Origin of the sequence: Streptomyces sp. NPDC057654 (assembly GCF_042800135.1) — a bacterium.
In the GTDB taxonomy this organism is placed as follows: domain Bacteria; phylum Actinomycetota; class Actinomycetes; order Streptomycetales; family Streptomycetaceae; genus Streptomyces.
Genome location: NZ_JBHVHQ010000094.1, coordinates 1 through 15883, shown reverse-complemented (window position 1 = coordinate 15883; position 15883 = coordinate 1). Strand labels below are relative to the sequence as shown.

At 69.8% G+C, this 15883-nt stretch carries 12 protein-coding genes and 1 pseudogene; 10 read left to right on the top strand and 3 right to left on the bottom strand.

Annotation, left to right across the window (positions count from 1 at the left end; genetic code table 11):
• Both ACFU99_RS10730 and ACFU99_RS10725 read left to right on the top strand, forming a co-directional pair.
• On the top strand, positions 1 to 1699 hold a 1699-nt coding region (locus tag ACFU99_RS10730; protein WP_384388876.1), incomplete at its 5' end, for a SpoIIE family protein phosphatase.
• A 127-nt stretch (positions 1700 to 1826) separates the two neighbouring features.
• Positions 1827 to 3293 carry a catalase gene (locus ACFU99_RS10725; protein WP_384388873.1) on the top strand — a complete coding sequence of 489 codons (1467 nt, stop codon included), beginning with the start codon at positions 1827 to 1829 and terminating at the stop codon, positions 3291 to 3293.
• Positions 3294 to 3385: 92 nt separating this feature from the next.
• On the opposite strand, the gene ACFU99_RS10720 is transcribed toward ACFU99_RS10725, so the two are convergent.
• Complete coding sequence (locus ACFU99_RS10720) at positions 3386 to 5644, bottom strand: transglycosylase domain-containing protein (protein WP_384388870.1); 2259 nt, start codon at positions 5642 to 5644, stop codon at positions 3386 to 3388.
• A gap of 241 nt (positions 5645 to 5885) precedes the next feature.
• Between ACFU99_RS10720 and ACFU99_RS10715 the strand changes: the two genes are divergently transcribed.
• The 5 genes from ACFU99_RS10715 to ACFU99_RS10695 all read left to right on the top strand — a co-directional run bounded on the left by ACFU99_RS10715 (position 5886) and on the right by ACFU99_RS10695 (position 10862).
• Positions 5886 to 6836 carry an SPFH domain-containing protein gene (locus tag ACFU99_RS10715; protein WP_384388868.1) on the top strand — a complete coding sequence of 317 codons (951 nt, stop codon included), beginning with the start codon at positions 5886 to 5888 and terminating at the stop codon, positions 6834 to 6836.
• The gene (locus tag ACFU99_RS10710; protein WP_384388865.1) at positions 6833 to 7135 is read left to right on the top strand and encodes a hypothetical protein; all 303 of its coding nucleotides are present in this window, start codon (positions 6833 to 6835) and stop codon (positions 7133 to 7135) included. The genes ACFU99_RS10715 and ACFU99_RS10710 overlap by 4 nt, the downstream gene beginning before the upstream one ends.
• A gap of 105 nt (positions 7136 to 7240) precedes the next feature.
• Positions 7241 to 7765, top strand: a complete 525-nt coding sequence (locus ACFU99_RS10705; RefSeq protein ID WP_384388863.1) for a PadR family transcriptional regulator — start codon at positions 7241 to 7243, stop codon at positions 7763 to 7765.
• Entirely contained in the window at positions 7762 to 8448 is a 687-nt protein-coding gene (locus tag ACFU99_RS10700) for an ABC transporter ATP-binding protein (protein WP_384388860.1), read from the top strand. The genes ACFU99_RS10705 and ACFU99_RS10700 overlap by 4 nt, the downstream gene beginning before the upstream one ends.
• Positions 8445 to 10862, top strand: a complete 2418-nt coding sequence (locus ACFU99_RS10695) for an ABC transporter permease (protein ID WP_384388856.1) — start codon at positions 8445 to 8447, stop codon at positions 10860 to 10862. The genes ACFU99_RS10700 and ACFU99_RS10695 overlap by 4 nt, the downstream gene beginning before the upstream one ends.
• 90 nt (positions 10863 to 10952) lie before the next feature.
• On the opposite strand, the gene ACFU99_RS10690 is transcribed toward ACFU99_RS10695, so the two are convergent.
• Entirely contained in the window at positions 10953 to 12218 is a 1266-nt protein-coding gene (locus tag ACFU99_RS10690) for an MFS transporter (protein ID WP_384388854.1), read from the bottom strand.
• A gap of 53 nt (positions 12219 to 12271) precedes the next feature.
• Here ACFU99_RS10690 and ACFU99_RS10685 point away from each other — a divergent pair, with 53 nt between their 5' ends.
• Positions 12272 to 13018, top strand: a complete 747-nt coding sequence (locus tag ACFU99_RS10685) for an AraC family transcriptional regulator (protein WP_384388851.1) — start codon at positions 12272 to 12274, stop codon at positions 13016 to 13018.
• Positions 13019 to 13032: 14 nt separating this feature from the next.
• Here the strand turns inward: ACFU99_RS10685 and ACFU99_RS10680 are convergent, their stop codons facing one another.
• Positions 13033 to 13989 carry a LysR substrate-binding domain-containing protein gene (locus ACFU99_RS10680; protein ID WP_384388848.1) on the bottom strand — a complete coding sequence of 319 codons (957 nt, stop codon included), beginning with the start codon at positions 13987 to 13989 and terminating at the stop codon, positions 13033 to 13035.
• Between the two features lie 135 nt (positions 13990 to 14124).
• Here ACFU99_RS10680 and ACFU99_RS10675 point away from each other — a divergent pair.
• Positions 14125 to 14259, top strand: a pseudogene (locus ACFU99_RS10675) (redoxin domain-containing protein); the annotation flags it as partial.
• A gap of 35 nt (positions 14260 to 14294) precedes the next feature.
• Complete coding sequence (locus tag ACFU99_RS10670; RefSeq protein ID WP_384388845.1) at positions 14295 to 15878, top strand: recombinase family protein; 1584 nt, start codon at positions 14295 to 14297, stop codon at positions 15876 to 15878.
• Positions 15879 to 15883 lie beyond the last annotated feature (5 nt).

Sequence of the window (15883 nt, the reverse complement as noted above, 5' to 3'; positions counted from 1 at the left end):
GCGGCTTCGGTTCGTGGGGGCCGCGACGCGCCGCATCGCGCGCGGCATCGACCTCGACGAGATCGTGCTCGGGCTCTGCCGGGCGACCGTGCCGACGTTCGCGGACGCGATCCTCGTCTATCTGCGCGACCCGCTGCCGGTGGGCGACGAGCGCCCCGTGGACCCGGTCGTCCTGCGGCTGCGGCGCACCGACCGGATACCCGAGGAGGCCGACACCGACGGCGTACGGCTGCCGCTGCTGCCCCCGCAGCCGGATCTGAGCCCCGCGCTCGCCGGCGGCGCCACCGAGCGGTGCGAGGTGGTCATGGGCGGCCCGCTGGCCGAGGTGCTGCGCGGCGTACGGCCGGTGTTCGGGGACTCCACGGCGGCGCGGGCCGCGCTGCCGGAGCTGCTGGGCGACGTCCGCCGGGTGCCGGACGGGCACCGTACGATCCTCGCGCCGCTGCGCGGGCGCCGCCGGGTGATCGGCGCGGCCGTGTTCGTACGCCGCCCGGAGCGGCCCGCCTTCGAGAGCGACGACCTGCTGGTGGCGGCGCAGCTGGCCACGCATACCGCGCTCGGCGTGGACAAGGCGGTGCTGTACGGGCGCGAGGTCTACATCGCGGACGAGCTCCAGCGCACCATGCTGCCGGACTCCCTGCCGCAGCCGACGGGCGTCCGGCTCGCCAGCCGCTATCTGCCGGCCGCGGAGACCGCGCGCGTCGGCGGCGACTGGTACGACGCGATCCCGCTGCCCGGCAACCGGGTGGCGCTGGTCGTCGGCGACGTGATGGGCCACTCCATGACCTCCGCGGCGATCATGGGCCAGCTGCGCACCACCGCGCAGACCCTGGCGGGGCTCGACCTGCCGCCGCAGGAGGTGCTGCACCATCTCGACGAGCAGGCGCAGCGGCTGGGCACCGACCGGATGGCCACCTGCCTGTACGCGGTCTACGACCCGGTCGCGCACCGCATCGTGATCGCCAACGCCGGTCATCCACCGCCGCTGCTGCTGCACCGTGGCGGGCGCGCGGAGGTGCTGCGGGTACCGCCGGGCGCCCCGATCGGCGTAGGCGGCGTGGACTTCGAGGCGGTCGAGCTGGACGCCCCGGCGGGCGCGACGCTGCTGCTGTACACGGACGGGCTCGTCGAGTCGCGGATCCGGGACGTGTGGACGGGCATCGAGCAGCTGCGGGAGCGGCTGACCGAGACGGCCCGGCTGACCGGCCCGAACCCGCCGCCCCTGGAGCCGCTCTGCGACGAGGTGCTGGGGATGCTCGGGCCGGGCGACCGGGACGACGACATCGCGCTGCTGGCGGCCCGCTTCGACGGGATCGCGCCGAGCGACGTGGCGTACTGGTTCCTGGATCCGCGCGCCCAGACGGCGGGCCAGGCGCGCCGCCTCGCCCGCCGGGCGCTGGCGCGCTGGGGCCTGGAGGAGCTGACGGACTCGGTGGAGCTGCTGGTCAGCGAGGTGGTCACGAACGCCGTGCGGTACGCGGAGCGGCCGATCACGCTGCGGCTGCTGCGTACGGACGTGCTGCGCTGCGAGGTGGGCGACGACGTGCCGCAGCTGCCGAGGCTGCGCCAGGCGCGCCCCTCCGACGAGGGCGGCCGGGGGCTGTACCTGGTGAACAGGATGGCGCGGCGGTGGGGTGCGACGCGGCTGAGCGCGGGGAAAGTGGTCTGGTTCGAGCTCCCCATACCGGCAGGTGTCTAGAACTCTCTCGTGTACGGAGTTGGACCCAGTCCAAGCTGTTGCCGACATGCCGTCGGCGGAGTTGACTGCTTGGGTGGACAGAGCACCACGCCACCACGTTCCCGCGCACCCTATGGAGGCGCTCCGAATGACCGACTCCGCGCCCAAGGCCCCGTACACGACGAACAACGTCGGCATTCCGGTGGAGAGCGACGAGCACTCGCTGACCATCGCCGGCGACACCGGTCCGATCCTGCTCCAGGACCACTACCTGATCGAGAAGATGGCCCAGTTCAACCGCGAACGGGTCCCCGAGCGGGTGGTGCACGCCAAGGGCAGCGGTGCGTACGGGACCTTCACGGTGACCAATGACGTCAGCCAGTTCACCAAGGCCGACCTCTTCCAGCCGGGCAGGCGGACCGAGATGCTGGCCCGCTTCTCCACCGTCGCGGGCGAGCAGGGCAGCCCGGACACCTGGCGCGACCCCCGCGGCTTCGCGCTGAAGTTCTACACCGAGCACGGCAACTACGACATGGTGGGCAACAACACGCCGGTCTTCTTCGTCAAGGACCCGATGAAGTTCCAGGACTTCATCCGCTCCCAGAAGCGCCGCCCCGACAACGGGCTGCGCGACAACGACATGCAGTGGGACTTCTGGACGCTGTCCCCCGAGTCGGCGCACATGGTCACCTGGCTGATGGGCGACCGCGGCATCCCCAAGAGCTACCGCCACATGAACGGCTACAGCTCCCACACGTACATGTGGGTCAACGGCGGCGGCGAGCGGTTCTGGATCAAGTACCACATCAAGACCGACCAGGGCATCGACTTCCTCACCCAGGCGGACGCCGACCGCCTGGCGGGCGAGGACGGCGACTATCACCGCCGTGATCTGTCCGACGCGATCGCGGGCGGCGACGCGCCCTCGTGGACGATGTACGTCCAGGTCATGCCATTCGAGGACGCGGCGGACTACCGCTTCAACCCGTTCGACCTGACCAAGGTGTGGCCGCACGGCGACTACCCGCTGATCGAGGTCGGCCGGATGACGCTCGACCGCAACCCGGAGGATTTCTTCATCCACATCGAGCAGGCCGCGTTCGAACCCTCGAACCTGGTGCCGGGCATCGGCCCGTCCCCGGACAAGATGCTGCTGGGCCGGCTGTTCTCGTACCCGGACACCCACCGGTACCGCATCGGCCCCAACTACACGCAGCTGCCGCCCAACCGGCCGCACTCGCCCGTCAACTCCTACTCCAAGGACGGCCCGATGCGGTACGTGCCGTCCAACGCGTCGGCCCCGTACGCGCCGAACTCCAAGGGCGGCCCGGACGCGGACACCCGCGCCTTCGGCGACCCGGCGGGCTGGGCCGCGGCGGGCGAGATGGTCCGCGAGGCGTACCGGCAGCACCGCGAGGACGACGACTGGACGCAGCCGGGCACCATGGTGCGCGAGGTCCTCGACGACGCGGCCCGCGAGCGGCTCGCCGACAACATCGCCGGGCACATCAAGGGCGGCGTCAGCAAGCCGGTGACCGAGCGCGCCCTCCAGTACTGGCACAACGTCGACAAGGCGCTCGGCGACCGCGTCGCGGCCAAGGTCAACGGCGGCTGACGGGCGACCGCCACCGCGCTGTACGGGCACGGGCCGCACAAGACGAACCGGGCCCCGCCGATCCGATGGGATCGGCGGGGCCCGGCGCGTGCTCAGTCGTCCAGGTCCCAGCCTCCGTCGCCGGGTCCGCCACCACCGTCGTGGGTCGGCAGCGTCGGCGGCGGGGAGTGCGTCCACGGCGGCGGCGAATGCGTGGGCGGCGGCGCGTGCGTATGCGTCGGCGGCGGCGGTGCCTGCGTATGCGTCGTGGGCGGCGGCGCCTGCGTATGCGTGGCCGTGGGCGGCGGCGACTCCGAATGCGTGGCGGTGGGCGGCGCCTGCGTCTGTGTGGCCGTGGGCGGCGGGGGATCCAGCTCCGACCCCTCCGTCAGGTCGAACTTGGACGGCGACGCGCCGCTCAGCGCGCTCTTCGTGTACGCGGACCAGATCTCGGCCGGCGCGTCACCGCCGTTGACGCGCTTCTTGCCCGCGGCGCCCGCGAGGCTCACCTGCTTGCCGCCCTCGCCCTCGCCGAAGATGCCGACCGAGGTGACGAGGCCGGGCGTGTAGCCGGTGAACCAGGCCGACTTGTTGTCGTCGGAGGTACCGGTCTTGCCCGCCACCTGATGGTCCTCGTTCTTCACCTTGGAGCCCGTACCGCCTTCGACCACGTCGGTCAGCACGCTGGTGAGGGAGTCGGCGGTCTCGCGCGGGAGGATCTGGTCGCCGATCGGGTCCTTGATCTCGGCCTTGCCGCCGATGTTGTTCGTCGCGGACTTGACGATCGTCGGCGTGACCTTCTTGCCGTGGTTGTCGACCGTCGCGTAGATCCCGGCCATCTCCATCGGGCTCGCGCCCATCACGCCGAGCGACATGGCGGGCCGCACGTCGAAGCCGCCCGCGTTGGCGCTCAGGCCCATATCGATGGCGGTCTGCTTGACCTTGTCGAGGCCGACGTCCACCGCCATCTGCGCGAAGACGGAGTTGACGGAGTTGTCCATCGCCTTCTGGACGGTGACGGGACCGTAGTCCACGTGGTCCTCGTTGGGCGGGGCGAACGCCGTCGTACTGCCCTTGACGGGGCGCCCGCTCGTACCGTCGTAGATGGTGTTCGCGTTGATCGGCTCGCCGTCCTGCGTCTTCGAACCATCCTTGAGCGCGGCGGCCAGGATGATCGGCTTGAAGGTGGAGGCCGGCTGGTAGTCCTCGCGGGTGGCGTTGCTGGTGTAGTGCTTGAGGTAGTCCGTACCGCCGTACATCGCGAGGATCTTGCCGGTCTTCGGATCCACGGAGGTGGCGCCGACCTGCGCGTCCCGGTCCGCCTTGCGCGTCTTGGTGTCGAGCTTGTCGAGGAACTGGCTCTTGACGGCCGCCTTCAGCGCGTCCTGCTTCTTCGGGTCGATGTTGAGCGTGATGGTCCAGCCGCCCGAGGCCAGCTCCTGGTCCGAGACGCCGGACCTGCGCAACTCGTCGTTGGCCGCCTTCACCAGGTAGCCGGTCTGGCCCGAGAGTCCGGGCTCGGGCTTGGGCTTGATCGGCTGCGGGAACTTCATCTTGGCCCGCTTGGCCTTGTCGAGCCAGCCCTTCTCGACCATCTTGTTCAGGGAGTCGTTCCAGCGGCCCATCGCGAGTTCCTTGCCCTTCGGCCCGGCTATCGCCATGTCGTACTGGCTCGGGGCCTGGAGCAGCGCGGCGAGGTAGGCGCCCTCCTCGATCGAGAGCTTGCCGACGTCCTTGCCGTAGTACGCGCGGGCGGCGGCCTGGATGCCGTAGGCGTTGCGCCCGTAGAAGCTGGTGTTCAGGTACCCCGCGAGGATCTCGTTCTTGTCCTTCTCGCGGTCGACCTTGAGGGAGATGATCAGTTCCTTCACCTTGCGGGTGACGGTCTGCTCCTGGCCCAGGTAGTAGTTCTTGACGTACTGCTGGGTGATGGTCGAGCCACCCTGCTTGCCTCGCCCCATCAGGGTGTTGAGGATGCCGCGGGTGGTGCCCTTGATGTCGACGCCGTCGTCGTCGTAGAAGTTCTTGTTCTCGACGGCGACGAAGGCGTGCTGGACGTCCACCGGGACCTTCGCGAGCGGCACGGACTCACGGTTGGTGGTGCCCTTGCGGGCCAGCACCTCGCCGTTGCTCAGCTTGTAGACGTTGCTCTGCGCCTTGGCCGCGGCGTTGCCGCCCTCCGGCACGTCCACGTACCAGTAGAGCCCGATGGCGCCGCCCACGATGAGCGCGCACACAGCCACAAAGTAGGCGAGCAGCTTCTTCCAGGTGAAAAAGCGGCGTATGCCACGCTTTTTACCGTTCGCGCCCGTCTTGCCCTTTGCTCTGCGGGCGCCCTTCTTCTGCGCCTTCCGCGCTTCCGCTCGGCCCATCGCTCCCGTAGCTCCAGTCTGTCCGCCCCCAAACCCGGCTCAAGAAACTAACACCGCATCTGTCACCAAAAGCTCACGGGAGCAGCCCTTACCACACGTGACATACAGCACGCGCCTGTCCTGGAACCGTAGTCCCGTCACATTCATGCACCCACTCCGGGGTGTAAAGTGATAGCACTTTGCTAGACGCGGAACGACCGTCCGCGCCTGCCGGACACCACGTCAGAAACGGGGGACCACCATGTCCACAGCCGATACCGCGCCCACCGACGGCTCCGAGGGCCCGGCGATGCCCGCGCCCCGCGTCCGCGAGACCCCGGCGCACGACATCAACGGCGGACTCGGCCTGCTGCTCAGCGTGGTCGGCGTGCTCGCCGGCATCGCGCTCGCCATCGGCGGCGGCGCGATGGCGGCCGGCGGCCACAAGGCGCTCGGCGTGCCGCTGGTCGTCATCGGCATCGTGCTCCTGGTCGCCTCGCTGTTCGCCCTGCGGGGCGTGAACATGGTGGCGCCCGGCGAGGCCCGCGTCGTCCAGCTCTTCGGCCGCTACCGCGGCACCATCCGCACCGACGGCCTGCGCTGGGTCAACCCGTTCACCAGCCGGGAGAAGATCTCGACCCGCGTGCGCAACCACGAGACCGCGGTGCTCAAGGTGAACGACGCCTACGGCAACCCGATCGAGCTCGCCGCGGTCGTCGTCTGGCGGGTGGAGGACACCGCGCAGGCGATGTTCGAGGTCGACGACTTCCTGGAGTTCGTCTCCACCCAGACCGAGGCCGCCGTCCGCCACATCGCCATCGAGTACCCCTATGACGCCCACGACGAGGACGGGCTCTCGCTCCGCGGCAATGCCGAGGAGATCACCGAGAAGCTCGCCGTCGAGCTGAGCGCCCGTGTCGAGGCGGCCGGCGTGCACATCATCGAGTCGCGCTTCACCCACCTCGCGTACGCCCCGGAGATCGCCTCCGCGATGCTCCAGCGCCAGCAGGCGGGCGCGGTCGTGGCCGCCCGCCGGCAGATCGTGGAGGGCGCGGTCGGCATGGTCGAGGAGGCGCTGGGCCGCATCAGCGAGCAGGGGATCGTCGAGCTCGACGAGGAGCGAAAAGCAGCCATGGTCAGCAACCTCATGGTGGTGCTGTGCGGCGACCGCGCCGCACAGCCCGTCCTGAACACCGGCTCCCTCTACCAGTGACCGGCCAGACCCCCGAGCGGCGGCCGCGGCAGCGCAAACAGGTGCTGCTGCGGCTCGACCCGCTGGTGCACGACGCGCTGGCGCGCTGGGCGGGCGACGAACTGCGCAGCACCAACGCGCAGGTCGAGTTCCTGCTGCGCAAGGCGCTGGCGGACGCGGGACGGCTGCCCGGCGGCGCGGGCGCGATACCGCGCCGCGGCCGGCCGCCGAAGCATGACGGGGCCGGGGGCAGGGGCGGGGACGCGGGGGGCGAGGAGAGGGCTCCCTCACCCGGCTCCGGCCCCGGCCCCGGCTCGTAGTCACGCACGTACGCGACCTCTCCAAAAACCAATCCTGACCTGCGAAAACAGCCCTTCGTCCCCAACTATACACTCAAGGTATACACGTGGTGTAGAGTGCCTCGCATGTCAATCGGCCTCACCCTGCTCGGACTCCTGGAGTCCGGGCCACGCCATGGTTACGACCTCAAGCGCGCCTTCGACGAGCGCTTCGGCCAGAGCCGCCCGCTCCACTACGGCCAGGTCTACTCGACGATGTCGCGCCTGCTGAAGAACGGCCTCGTCGAGGTCGACGGCATAGAGCACGGCAGCGGGCCCGACCGGAAGCGGTACGCCATCACCGAGGCGGGCGTGACCGACGTCGCCCAGTGGCTCTCCCAGCCCGAGGCCCCCGAGCCCTACCTCCAGTCGACCCTCTACACCAAGGTCGTCCTGGCGCTGCTGACCGACCGCGACGCCAACGACCTACTGGACGTGCAGCGCGCCGAACACCTGCGCCTGATGCGCGAACTGACCCAGCAGAAGCGCACCGGCGAACTCGTCGACCAGCTCATCTGCGACCACGCCCTCTTCCACCTCGAAGCCGATCTGAGGTGGCTGGAATTGACCGCTGCCCGGCTCGGCCAGCTCGCCAAGGAGGTACGCCCGTGACCCCCGCCGGCGCCCTGCTCTCCGCCCACGACCTGCGCAAGGCGTACGGGCCCACGCCCGCCCTCGACGGCGCGGACTTCTCCATCCATCCGGGCGAGGTCGTCGCCGTCATGGGGCCCTCGGGCTCCGGCAAGTCCACGCTGCTGCACTGCCTGGCCGGCATCGTCCAGCCCGACTCGGGGTCCGTGCGCTTCGACGGCCGCGAGCTGTCGTCCATGGGCGACGCCGAGCGCAGCGCGCTGCGCCGCGGCGAGTTCGGCTTCGTCTTCCAGTTCGGCCAGCTCGTACCCGAGCTGACCTGCGTCGAGAACGTCGCCCTGCCGCTCCGCCTGACCGGCGTGAAGCGCAAGGCCGCCGAGGCCCGCGCGCTGGAGTGGATGGAGCGGCTGGAGGTCGCCGAGGTGGGTGCGAAGCGGCCCGGTCAGGTCTCCGGCGGCCAGGGGCAGCGCGTCGCCGTCGCCCGCTCGCTGGTCACCTCGCCGCGCGTGCTGTTCGCCGACGAGCCGACCGGCGCGCTGGACTCGCTCAACGGCGAGCGCGTGATGGAGCTGTTCACCCAGGCCGCCCGCGAGTCCAGGGCCGCCGTCGTGCTGGTCACCCATGAGGCGCGGGTCGCCGCGTACTCGGACCGCGAGGTCGTCGTGCGCGACGGCAAGGCCCGTGACATGGCGGGTGCCCGGTGAGCCGCCTCGACGACGCGACGGCCGGCCGGGACGGCGCCCGCCGGCCCCCGGGCAAGCCGCCGGGCGGGCTCGCCGCCTGGGCCCGCGACCTCATGTTGGGCGTGCGCTTCGCCGCGGGCGGCGGACGCCAGGGCTGGATCCGTACGACCCTGACCGCCGTCGGCGTGGGGCTGGGCGTGGCCCTGCTGCTGGGCGCCTCCTCCATACCCAACCTCCTCGACGCCCGCAACCAGCGCGGAGAGAACCGCTACATCTCCTTCCCGGAAGGGGAACTGCACCCCTCCGACCACTCCTTCCGCTACCTGACCAACAGGAGCGCCTTCCGCGACGACGAGATCAACGGCATCCTGCTCCAGCCCGACGGAGCCCGCCCGCCCGCGCCGCCCGGCGTCGCGAAGATGCCCGGCCCCGGCGAGATGGTCGTCTCCCCCGCCCTGCGCGACCTGCTGCACGAGCCCGGGAGCGGGCTGCTGCGGGAGCGGCTGAAGAACTACAAGGTCGTCGGCACCATCGGCGACCAGGGCGTGGTGGGGCCCAGCGAACTCATCTACTACGCGGGCAGCGACAACATCGGCTCCAACGTAAGGGGCATACGCACCGACCACTTCGGCGGCGAGAAGGGGTACGGCGACACCAGGCCGATGGACGCGGAGCTCGTGCTCGTGATCATCGTGGCCTGCGTGGTGCTGCTGATGCCGGTGGCCGTCTTCATCGCCACGGCGGTGCGGTTCGGCGGCGAACAGCGCGACCGGCGGCTCGCCGCGCTGCGGCTGGTCGGCGCCGACCGGCGGATGACAGGGCGGATCGCCGCCGGGGAGGCGCTCTTCGGGGCGCTCCTCGGCCTGGTCCTGGGTACCGCGTTCTTCCTGCTCGGGCGCGAGCTCATCGGCTCGGTCACGATCTGGGACATCAACGTCTTCCCGGCCGACGTGACCCCCGTGCCCTGGCTCGCCGCGATCGTCGTGCTGGCCATTCCGGCGTCCGCCGTCGCCGTCACGCTCTTCGCGCTGCGCGGCATCAGCATCGAGCCGCTCGGCGTGGTGCGCGGCACCGGCGAGCGACGCCGGCGGCTGCTGTGGCGGCTGGCCATCCTGGTCCTCGGGCTGGCGCTGCTGCTGCCGTTGGCCGGCAGCATCGGCGGCAGCGGCAGCCAGGTCAAGACGGCCCAGGTCGCGACGGGCGCGGCGCTGATGCTGCTCGCTCTCACCCTGCTCCTGCCCTGGCTGGTGGAGGCCGCGGTGGGCCGGTTCAAGGGCGGTCCGGTCGCCTGGCAGCTCGCCACCCGGCGGCTCCAGCTCAGCAGCGGCACGGCGGCGCGCGCGGTCAGCGGCATCACCGTGGCGGTGGCGGGCACCATCGCGCTCCAGATGCTCTTCTCCGGCGTGCAGGGCGACTTCCGCAAGGCGACGGGCATGGACAGCGAGCGCGCGCAGCTCTACGCCGACACGAACACGGACGACCCCGCCACGGCGCACAAGGTGCTCGACGACTTCCGGAACACCAAGGGCGTGGCCGGTGTCATCGGCACCATCGAGGCGACCGTGGAGCGGGCGGGACCGCTGCGCAAGGGGGAGGAGTTCAAGCCCAGCGAGACGCTGATGGTCGGCGACTGCCCGACGCTGAAGCAGATCGCGCGGATGACCGGGGGCTGCAAGGACGGCGACGTCTTCCTGCTGCCGGGGGGCGGGGGTTATGACCCGAGCGGCGAGTTGGCGAAGCCCGGCACGAAGCTCGACCTGCGGCCGCCCGAGGAGGGAAAGAAGTCGTCGGGCAAGACGTGGACCGTGCCGAAGTCGGCGCGGACCCTCCAGCCGCGCACCGACCCCCGAGGGGACCGGCAGTCGGGGATCTACGCCACCCCTTCGGCCCTGCGCGCCTCCGACCTCCAAGGCCCCGCCCTGCGGATGACCATCCGGGTCGACCCGCGGCAGCCGGACGCGGCCGACTACGTCCGTAACACGGCGGCGCGGATCGACCCGACGATGTTCGTGCGGTCCATCGAGAACTTCCGCAACGACAAGCGGTTCAACAGCGTCACCACCGGGCTGTACCTGGCCGCGGGGGCGACGATGCTGCTGATCGCGGCCAGCATGCTGGTCTCCATGCTGGAGCAGCTGCGCGAGCGCAGGCGGCTGCTGTCCGTGCTGGTGGCCTTCGGCACCCGGCGCACCACGATGGCCTGGTCCGTGCTGTGGCAGACGGCGGTCCCGGTGGTGCTGGGCCTGGCCCTGGCCATCGTGGGCGGTCTGGGCCTGGGGGTGGTGCTGATGCGGATGCTCAACCGCTCGACCGCCGACTGGCTGGTGTTCGTGCCCATGACGGGCGTCGGCGCCGCCGTGATCCTGGTGGTGACGCTGATCAGCCTGCCGCCGCTGTGGCGGATGATGCGCCCGGACGGGCTCCGTACGGAGTGACGGAGTGACAGACCGTACGAAGTGACGGAGTGACGGAGTGACGGACCGTACGGAGTGACGGACCGTAGGGCCCCTCCTCCGGCGACCGGCTCATGGACGAGCCGCGGCGTCGGCGGCGGGGCCCGGCGGCGTGGCGGCCGACGCCTCACCGCCGCCCGCGCCCCCGCCCGCGCCGGGCAGTTCGGGCTCCTTCAACGTACGCAGCAGGAGCCACCCGACGGCGGGCAGCGCGATCAGCGGAGCGAGGGCCGTCCGCAGGGACGTGGCATCGGCGAGGGCCCCGATGACGGGGGTGGCGACGCCTCCGACGCTGACGGCCAGCCCCAGGGTGACGCCGCCCGCGGTGCCCACGCGCCGCGGCAGATAGTCCTGGCCGAGGGTGATGTGCAGGGAGAAGGGCACGTACAGCCCGGCCGAGGTGAGCGCGACGAAGAGATAGAGCGGCGGTCCGGGGACGAGGACCACGCCCGCCACGGCCAGGACGCTCAGGGCGTACGACCACTGGACGACCGGAATCCGCCCGTACCGGGTGGCGAGCCGCCCGCCGGCCACGGTGCCCACCGCGCCGCCGAGATAGAGCACGAACAGCGCGGCCGTGCCCGCGGCGTCCCCGCCGCCGGTGCGCCGGCTCGCGTACAGCGAGATGAACGCGCCGAGCCCGACGAAGACGATCGAGCGGCACACAATGGCCCCAGACAGCTTCGCGAAGGACGCCCAGTCGTCCCGGCCGACAGTCTCCTTCACACGGGCCGGGCCGCCTCCTGACGCGGCGTCGGGGACCCGCGCCCGCAGCGCGGCCACGCACAGCGCCGCGCCGGCGAGGGCGGGGACGACGAGCAGCGGGGAGGCGTGCAGGCCGCCGGTGGCGATGACGGCGGAGACCATCAGGGGCGCGGCGGCGAAGCCGATGTTGCCGCCGAGGGAGAACCAGCCCATGGCGGTATGGCTGCCGCGACTGACGTCGCGGGCCACGCGGGCGGCTTCCGGGTGGTACGCGGCGATGCCGATGCCGGACACGGCGACGGCCGCGAGCGTGAGCGCGTACGAGCCGCCGACCCCGGCGAGGGCGACCCCCGCGCCGCCCAGCAGCGTGCTCACCGGCAGCAGCCACGGCATGGCCCACTTGTCGACGAGCGCCCCGAACAGCGGCTGCACCACGGAGGACAGCAGCGAGGCGGCGAGGACGATGCCGGAGGCGGCGGCGTAGGTATAGGCGCGTTCGGAGACGAAGAACGGCACCAGGGCTGCCACCGCGCCCTGGTAGACGTCCACGCAGGCATGGCCCAGGGACAGCAGCGTGATGGACCAGCGGCCGGACGGGGTGCGCGAGGTCTGCGTGGTCTGCGTGGGCTCCATCCCCTCATCGCCACCACGGCCCGCCTGGCGCACTTCCAATAAAGTGCCAATCTATGCCGGACATCCGCCACTTGCCCGAGGCCCCTACCCGCGCCCAGTCGATGGCCCCCGGGGAGGAGGTCGACGCGCACCGCCACGACGGCCACCAGATCGTCTACGCGGGCTCCGGCGTCGTGGCCGTCACCACCGACGCCGGTACGTGCTTCGCCCCCGGCACCCGCGCCATCTGGGTCCCGGCAGGCTGCGTGCACGCCCACCGCGCCTACGGACACCTCGCGTTGCATCTGCTCGGCCTGGAGCCCGACACCAACCCCCTGGGCCTCGGCTCCCCCACCGTCCTCGCCGTCAGCCCGCTGCTGCGCGAGCTGATCCTCGCGTACACCGGCGGCCCCCACGACGAGACGCCGGAGCGGCGGCGGCTGCGCGCGGTCCTCCTCGACCAGCTGCGCGCCTCGCCCCAGCAGCTCGTCCAGCTGCCGTCCCCCACGGACCCGCGCCTCGCGGCCGTCTGCGATCTGCTGCGCCGGCACCCCGACGACCCGCGCACGCTGGCCGAACTGGGGAGCGCGACCGGGGGCAGTGAGCGCACGCTCAGCCGGCTGTTCCGCCGCGAGCTGGGCATGACCTTCCCCCAGTGGCGCACTCAACTGCGCCTGTACCACGCACTGCGGATGCTGGCCGGCGACATGCCGGTGACGGCCGTCGCGCACCGCTGCGGCTGGGCCTCCACCAGCGCGTTCATCGACGTGTTCCGGCGCGCGTTCGGCTACACCCCGGGTGCCCACAACCGCCGCCCGTAAGCGCCGACCAGCCGTCAGGCCGCTATCCGCACCGGCAGAGCGCGCAGCGCCTCGCGCAGCTCCGCCGCCAGCTCCTCGAACTCCCCCTGGCGCGCGGCCCCTGAGCGCATGACCAGCGCGATCCGGCGGGACGGCGCCGGGTCCGCGAAACACCCCGTGGTGAGCTGGTCGTTGCGGTCGGTCTCCACGCGCAGCGCGGTGCGCGGCAGGAGCGTCACGCCGAGTCCGCCGCCGACGAGCTGGACCAGGGTGGCGAGGCCCGCCGCGCTGGTGGTGACGGCCGCGCCCGCCGTGCGGCCCGCCTCGCGGCAGATGTCGAGGGCCTGATCGCGCAGGCAGTGGCCCTCGTCGAGGAGGAGCAGGTCGAGTTCCTTGAGCGCCTCTCGGGGGATGTCGCCGCGCCCGGCGAGCCAGTGCTCGTGGGGCATGACGAGCACGAAGTCCTCGTCGAACAGCGGGAGCTCGGTGGTGCCCGGCGCGCCGAGCGGCACCGCGAGGAGCAGCAGGTCGAGCCGCCCGTGGGCGAGCCCGTCGAGGAGGGAGGCGGTCTGCTCCTCGTGGACCTGGAGGTCGAGCGCGGGATAGGCGTCGTGGACGAGGCGCAGTACGGTCGGCAGGAGGTACGGCGCCACGGTGGGGATCACGCCGAGCCGCAGCGGCCCGGTGAAGGGGGCGCGCGCGGCGTCCGCTTCCTCCAGCAGCGCGCCGACGGCATCGAGGACGGTACGGGCGCGGGCCGCGAGCCGTTCGCCCGCGGAGCTGAGCAGCACCTTGCGGGTCGTACGCTCTAGGAGCTGCACCCCGAGCACTTCCTCCAGCGCGGAGACGGCGCCGGAGAGGGCGGGCTGGCTCATGCCGATGTCGGCCGCGGCGTCGCGGAAGTGCAGGTGCTCGGCGACGGCGGCGAAGGCCCGGAGCTGGGCGAGGCTGGGCTGCCGGGGTCTGCTTCCCGGCGTCGTGGACGCTGTCACTGATAACTACCTCCGATCAACAACACACAGTCTAGCTATTTCACTGATCAATGCCTCCTGTGGCACTCTGGCTCTCGTCCAACCCTCAGGAAACTCCCGCAACGGGGTTTTCTCAGCAAGTCTGAAGGAGAGCGCGTGCTCACTGTCGGTGACAAGTTCCCCGAGTTCGACCTGACCGCCTGCGTGGACCTCGACGCGGACAAGGCGTTCGCGCAGATCGACCACAAGACCTACGAGGGCAAGTGGAAGGTCGTCTTCTTCTGGCCGAAGACCACTGAAACACACTTCTCGCGTACACTGCCGCCATGACGACGACGATCATGGAGCTGGCCAGCACTGACACCACCGCACAGACCGTCGGGCTAGTCCCGGTTGGTTCATACGGTCGGCTATCAGAAGACAAGGCACTCAAGTCGGGCTCTACCGGCCGCGAGGAAGGAGAGCAGGTTGCCGACCAGTTCCAGCGGAGCCGCCGATTCGCGGAACACCTCGGCTGGACGGTCGTCCGCGAGTACAACGACAACAACATCCCGGCTTCTGACCCGCTGATAGTCCGGCCCGAGTTTGAGCAAATGCTTAGGGACCTAGAGAGCGGCGTCATACGTGGGATCGTCTTTACCCACTCTGACCGAGTCGTCCGCTTGGAGTTTGATGCTGCACGCGTCAACCGGCTCTACCTGATCAACCCGAAACTTGTCGGCCGGGCAGTTGACGGCGGTACCGACCTGTCCACGCCCGAAGGGCGAAGCATGTTCATGATGCAAGCTAGCGTGGGCGGTCTAGAGGTTGCGAACACCAAACGCCGAGTCAGCGGAACGAACAGGGCCAATGCGAAGCGAGGCCGAATGCGTGGCGCGCCTCGTGCTTTCGGATGGGCGGAAGACCGCAAAACGTTGCACGAGACCGAAGCGGATAATCTGCTCGCGGCAATTCGTGCCATCCCCGGCGGCAAAAAGGTTGGCACAATTCGGCACGAGTGGATCACTCTCGGCTATGAACCCAAGGAAAACAAGAGACGTAAGAAGGATGGCAGCAATACATACAGTCTCCAGTATTCGACTGTAGAAGCACGATTGGTCAACCCTCGTAACTGCGGATATCAGACCTACTTGCCTCAGGAAGACCGTCGCGGAAACGCAAAGCCATGGATGCCAGACCACATCGTCTATGACGATGAAGGCAAGCCGGTCATGGGAGACTGGGAGCCGGTTTGCACCCCGGAGGAGTGGGCGGCGTGCGTAGAGGAGATTGTGCGACGCAAGACCGCTAGGAAGGCTGGCAACCAGAAACCGCATGACACTTCTCAAAAGTACCTGTTGAGCGGCATTGCTCGTTGTGGTTTGTGCTCCTTCTCAATGGTTGCAAATTGGTACACCAAAGGAACTAGTTCGTACGAGAAGTACGGATACCGATATGCCTGCCTAACCAATCTCGGCGGTTGCGGAGGGATCACGCGCGTGGGTCCCCCTATCGAAGAACTTGTCACAGACGTCTACCTCGAAGAAATGAGAAAGAGCCTTGGAACGGTGATCAAAGCCGAAGAGGTCGACGAAACAAAGAATGACAAGCGACTTTCCGAGATTAGCCTAGAGCTTGACTCAGTCAGTGCGCGACGCAGAGAAAAGCGCATCTCCATAGATAAAGCCCTCGACATGATCGAGGATCTAGAGAACGAGCGCGACAAACTTACTCGGGAGCGTCGGAAAGTTCTCGCCTCTAAGGCACAAACGCGGGAACCAATCCCCGACCTTCTGAGGGACTGGAAGAGCTACACCATTCCAGAGAAAAAGCATCGACTGAGACAGAGCATTCGGGCCGTTATCATCCATCCGGCAGGACGAGGGAAAAGGTTTGATCCCGATCTCATTGAAATAGCCTGGGTTAAGTAGAAAGC

What these genes read in the sequence shown, in the direction of transcription:
- ACFU99_RS10725 (WP_384388873.1), top strand. Translation starts at nt 1,827, where the DNA reads ATGACCGACTCCGCGCCCAAGGCCCCGTACACGACGAACAACGTCGGC.
- ACFU99_RS10720 (WP_384388870.1), bottom strand. Translation starts at nt 5,644, where the DNA reads ATGGGCCGAGCGGAAGCGCGGAAGGCGCAGAAGAAGGGCGCCCGCAGA.
- ACFU99_RS10715 (WP_384388868.1), top strand. Translation starts at nt 5,886, where the DNA reads ATGTCCACAGCCGATACCGCGCCCACCGACGGCTCCGAGGGCCCGGCG.
- ACFU99_RS10705 (WP_384388863.1), top strand. Translation starts at nt 7,241, where the DNA reads ATGTCAATCGGCCTCACCCTGCTCGGACTCCTGGAGTCCGGGCCACGC.
- ACFU99_RS10690 (WP_384388854.1), bottom strand. Translation starts at nt 12,218, where the DNA reads ATGGAGCCCACGCAGACCACGCAGACCTCGCGCACCCCGTCCGGCCGC.
- ACFU99_RS10685 (WP_384388851.1), top strand. Translation starts at nt 12,272, where the DNA reads ATGCCGGACATCCGCCACTTGCCCGAGGCCCCTACCCGCGCCCAGTCG.
- ACFU99_RS10670 (WP_384388845.1), top strand. Translation starts at nt 14,295, where the DNA reads ATGACGACGACGATCATGGAGCTGGCCAGCACTGACACCACCGCACAG.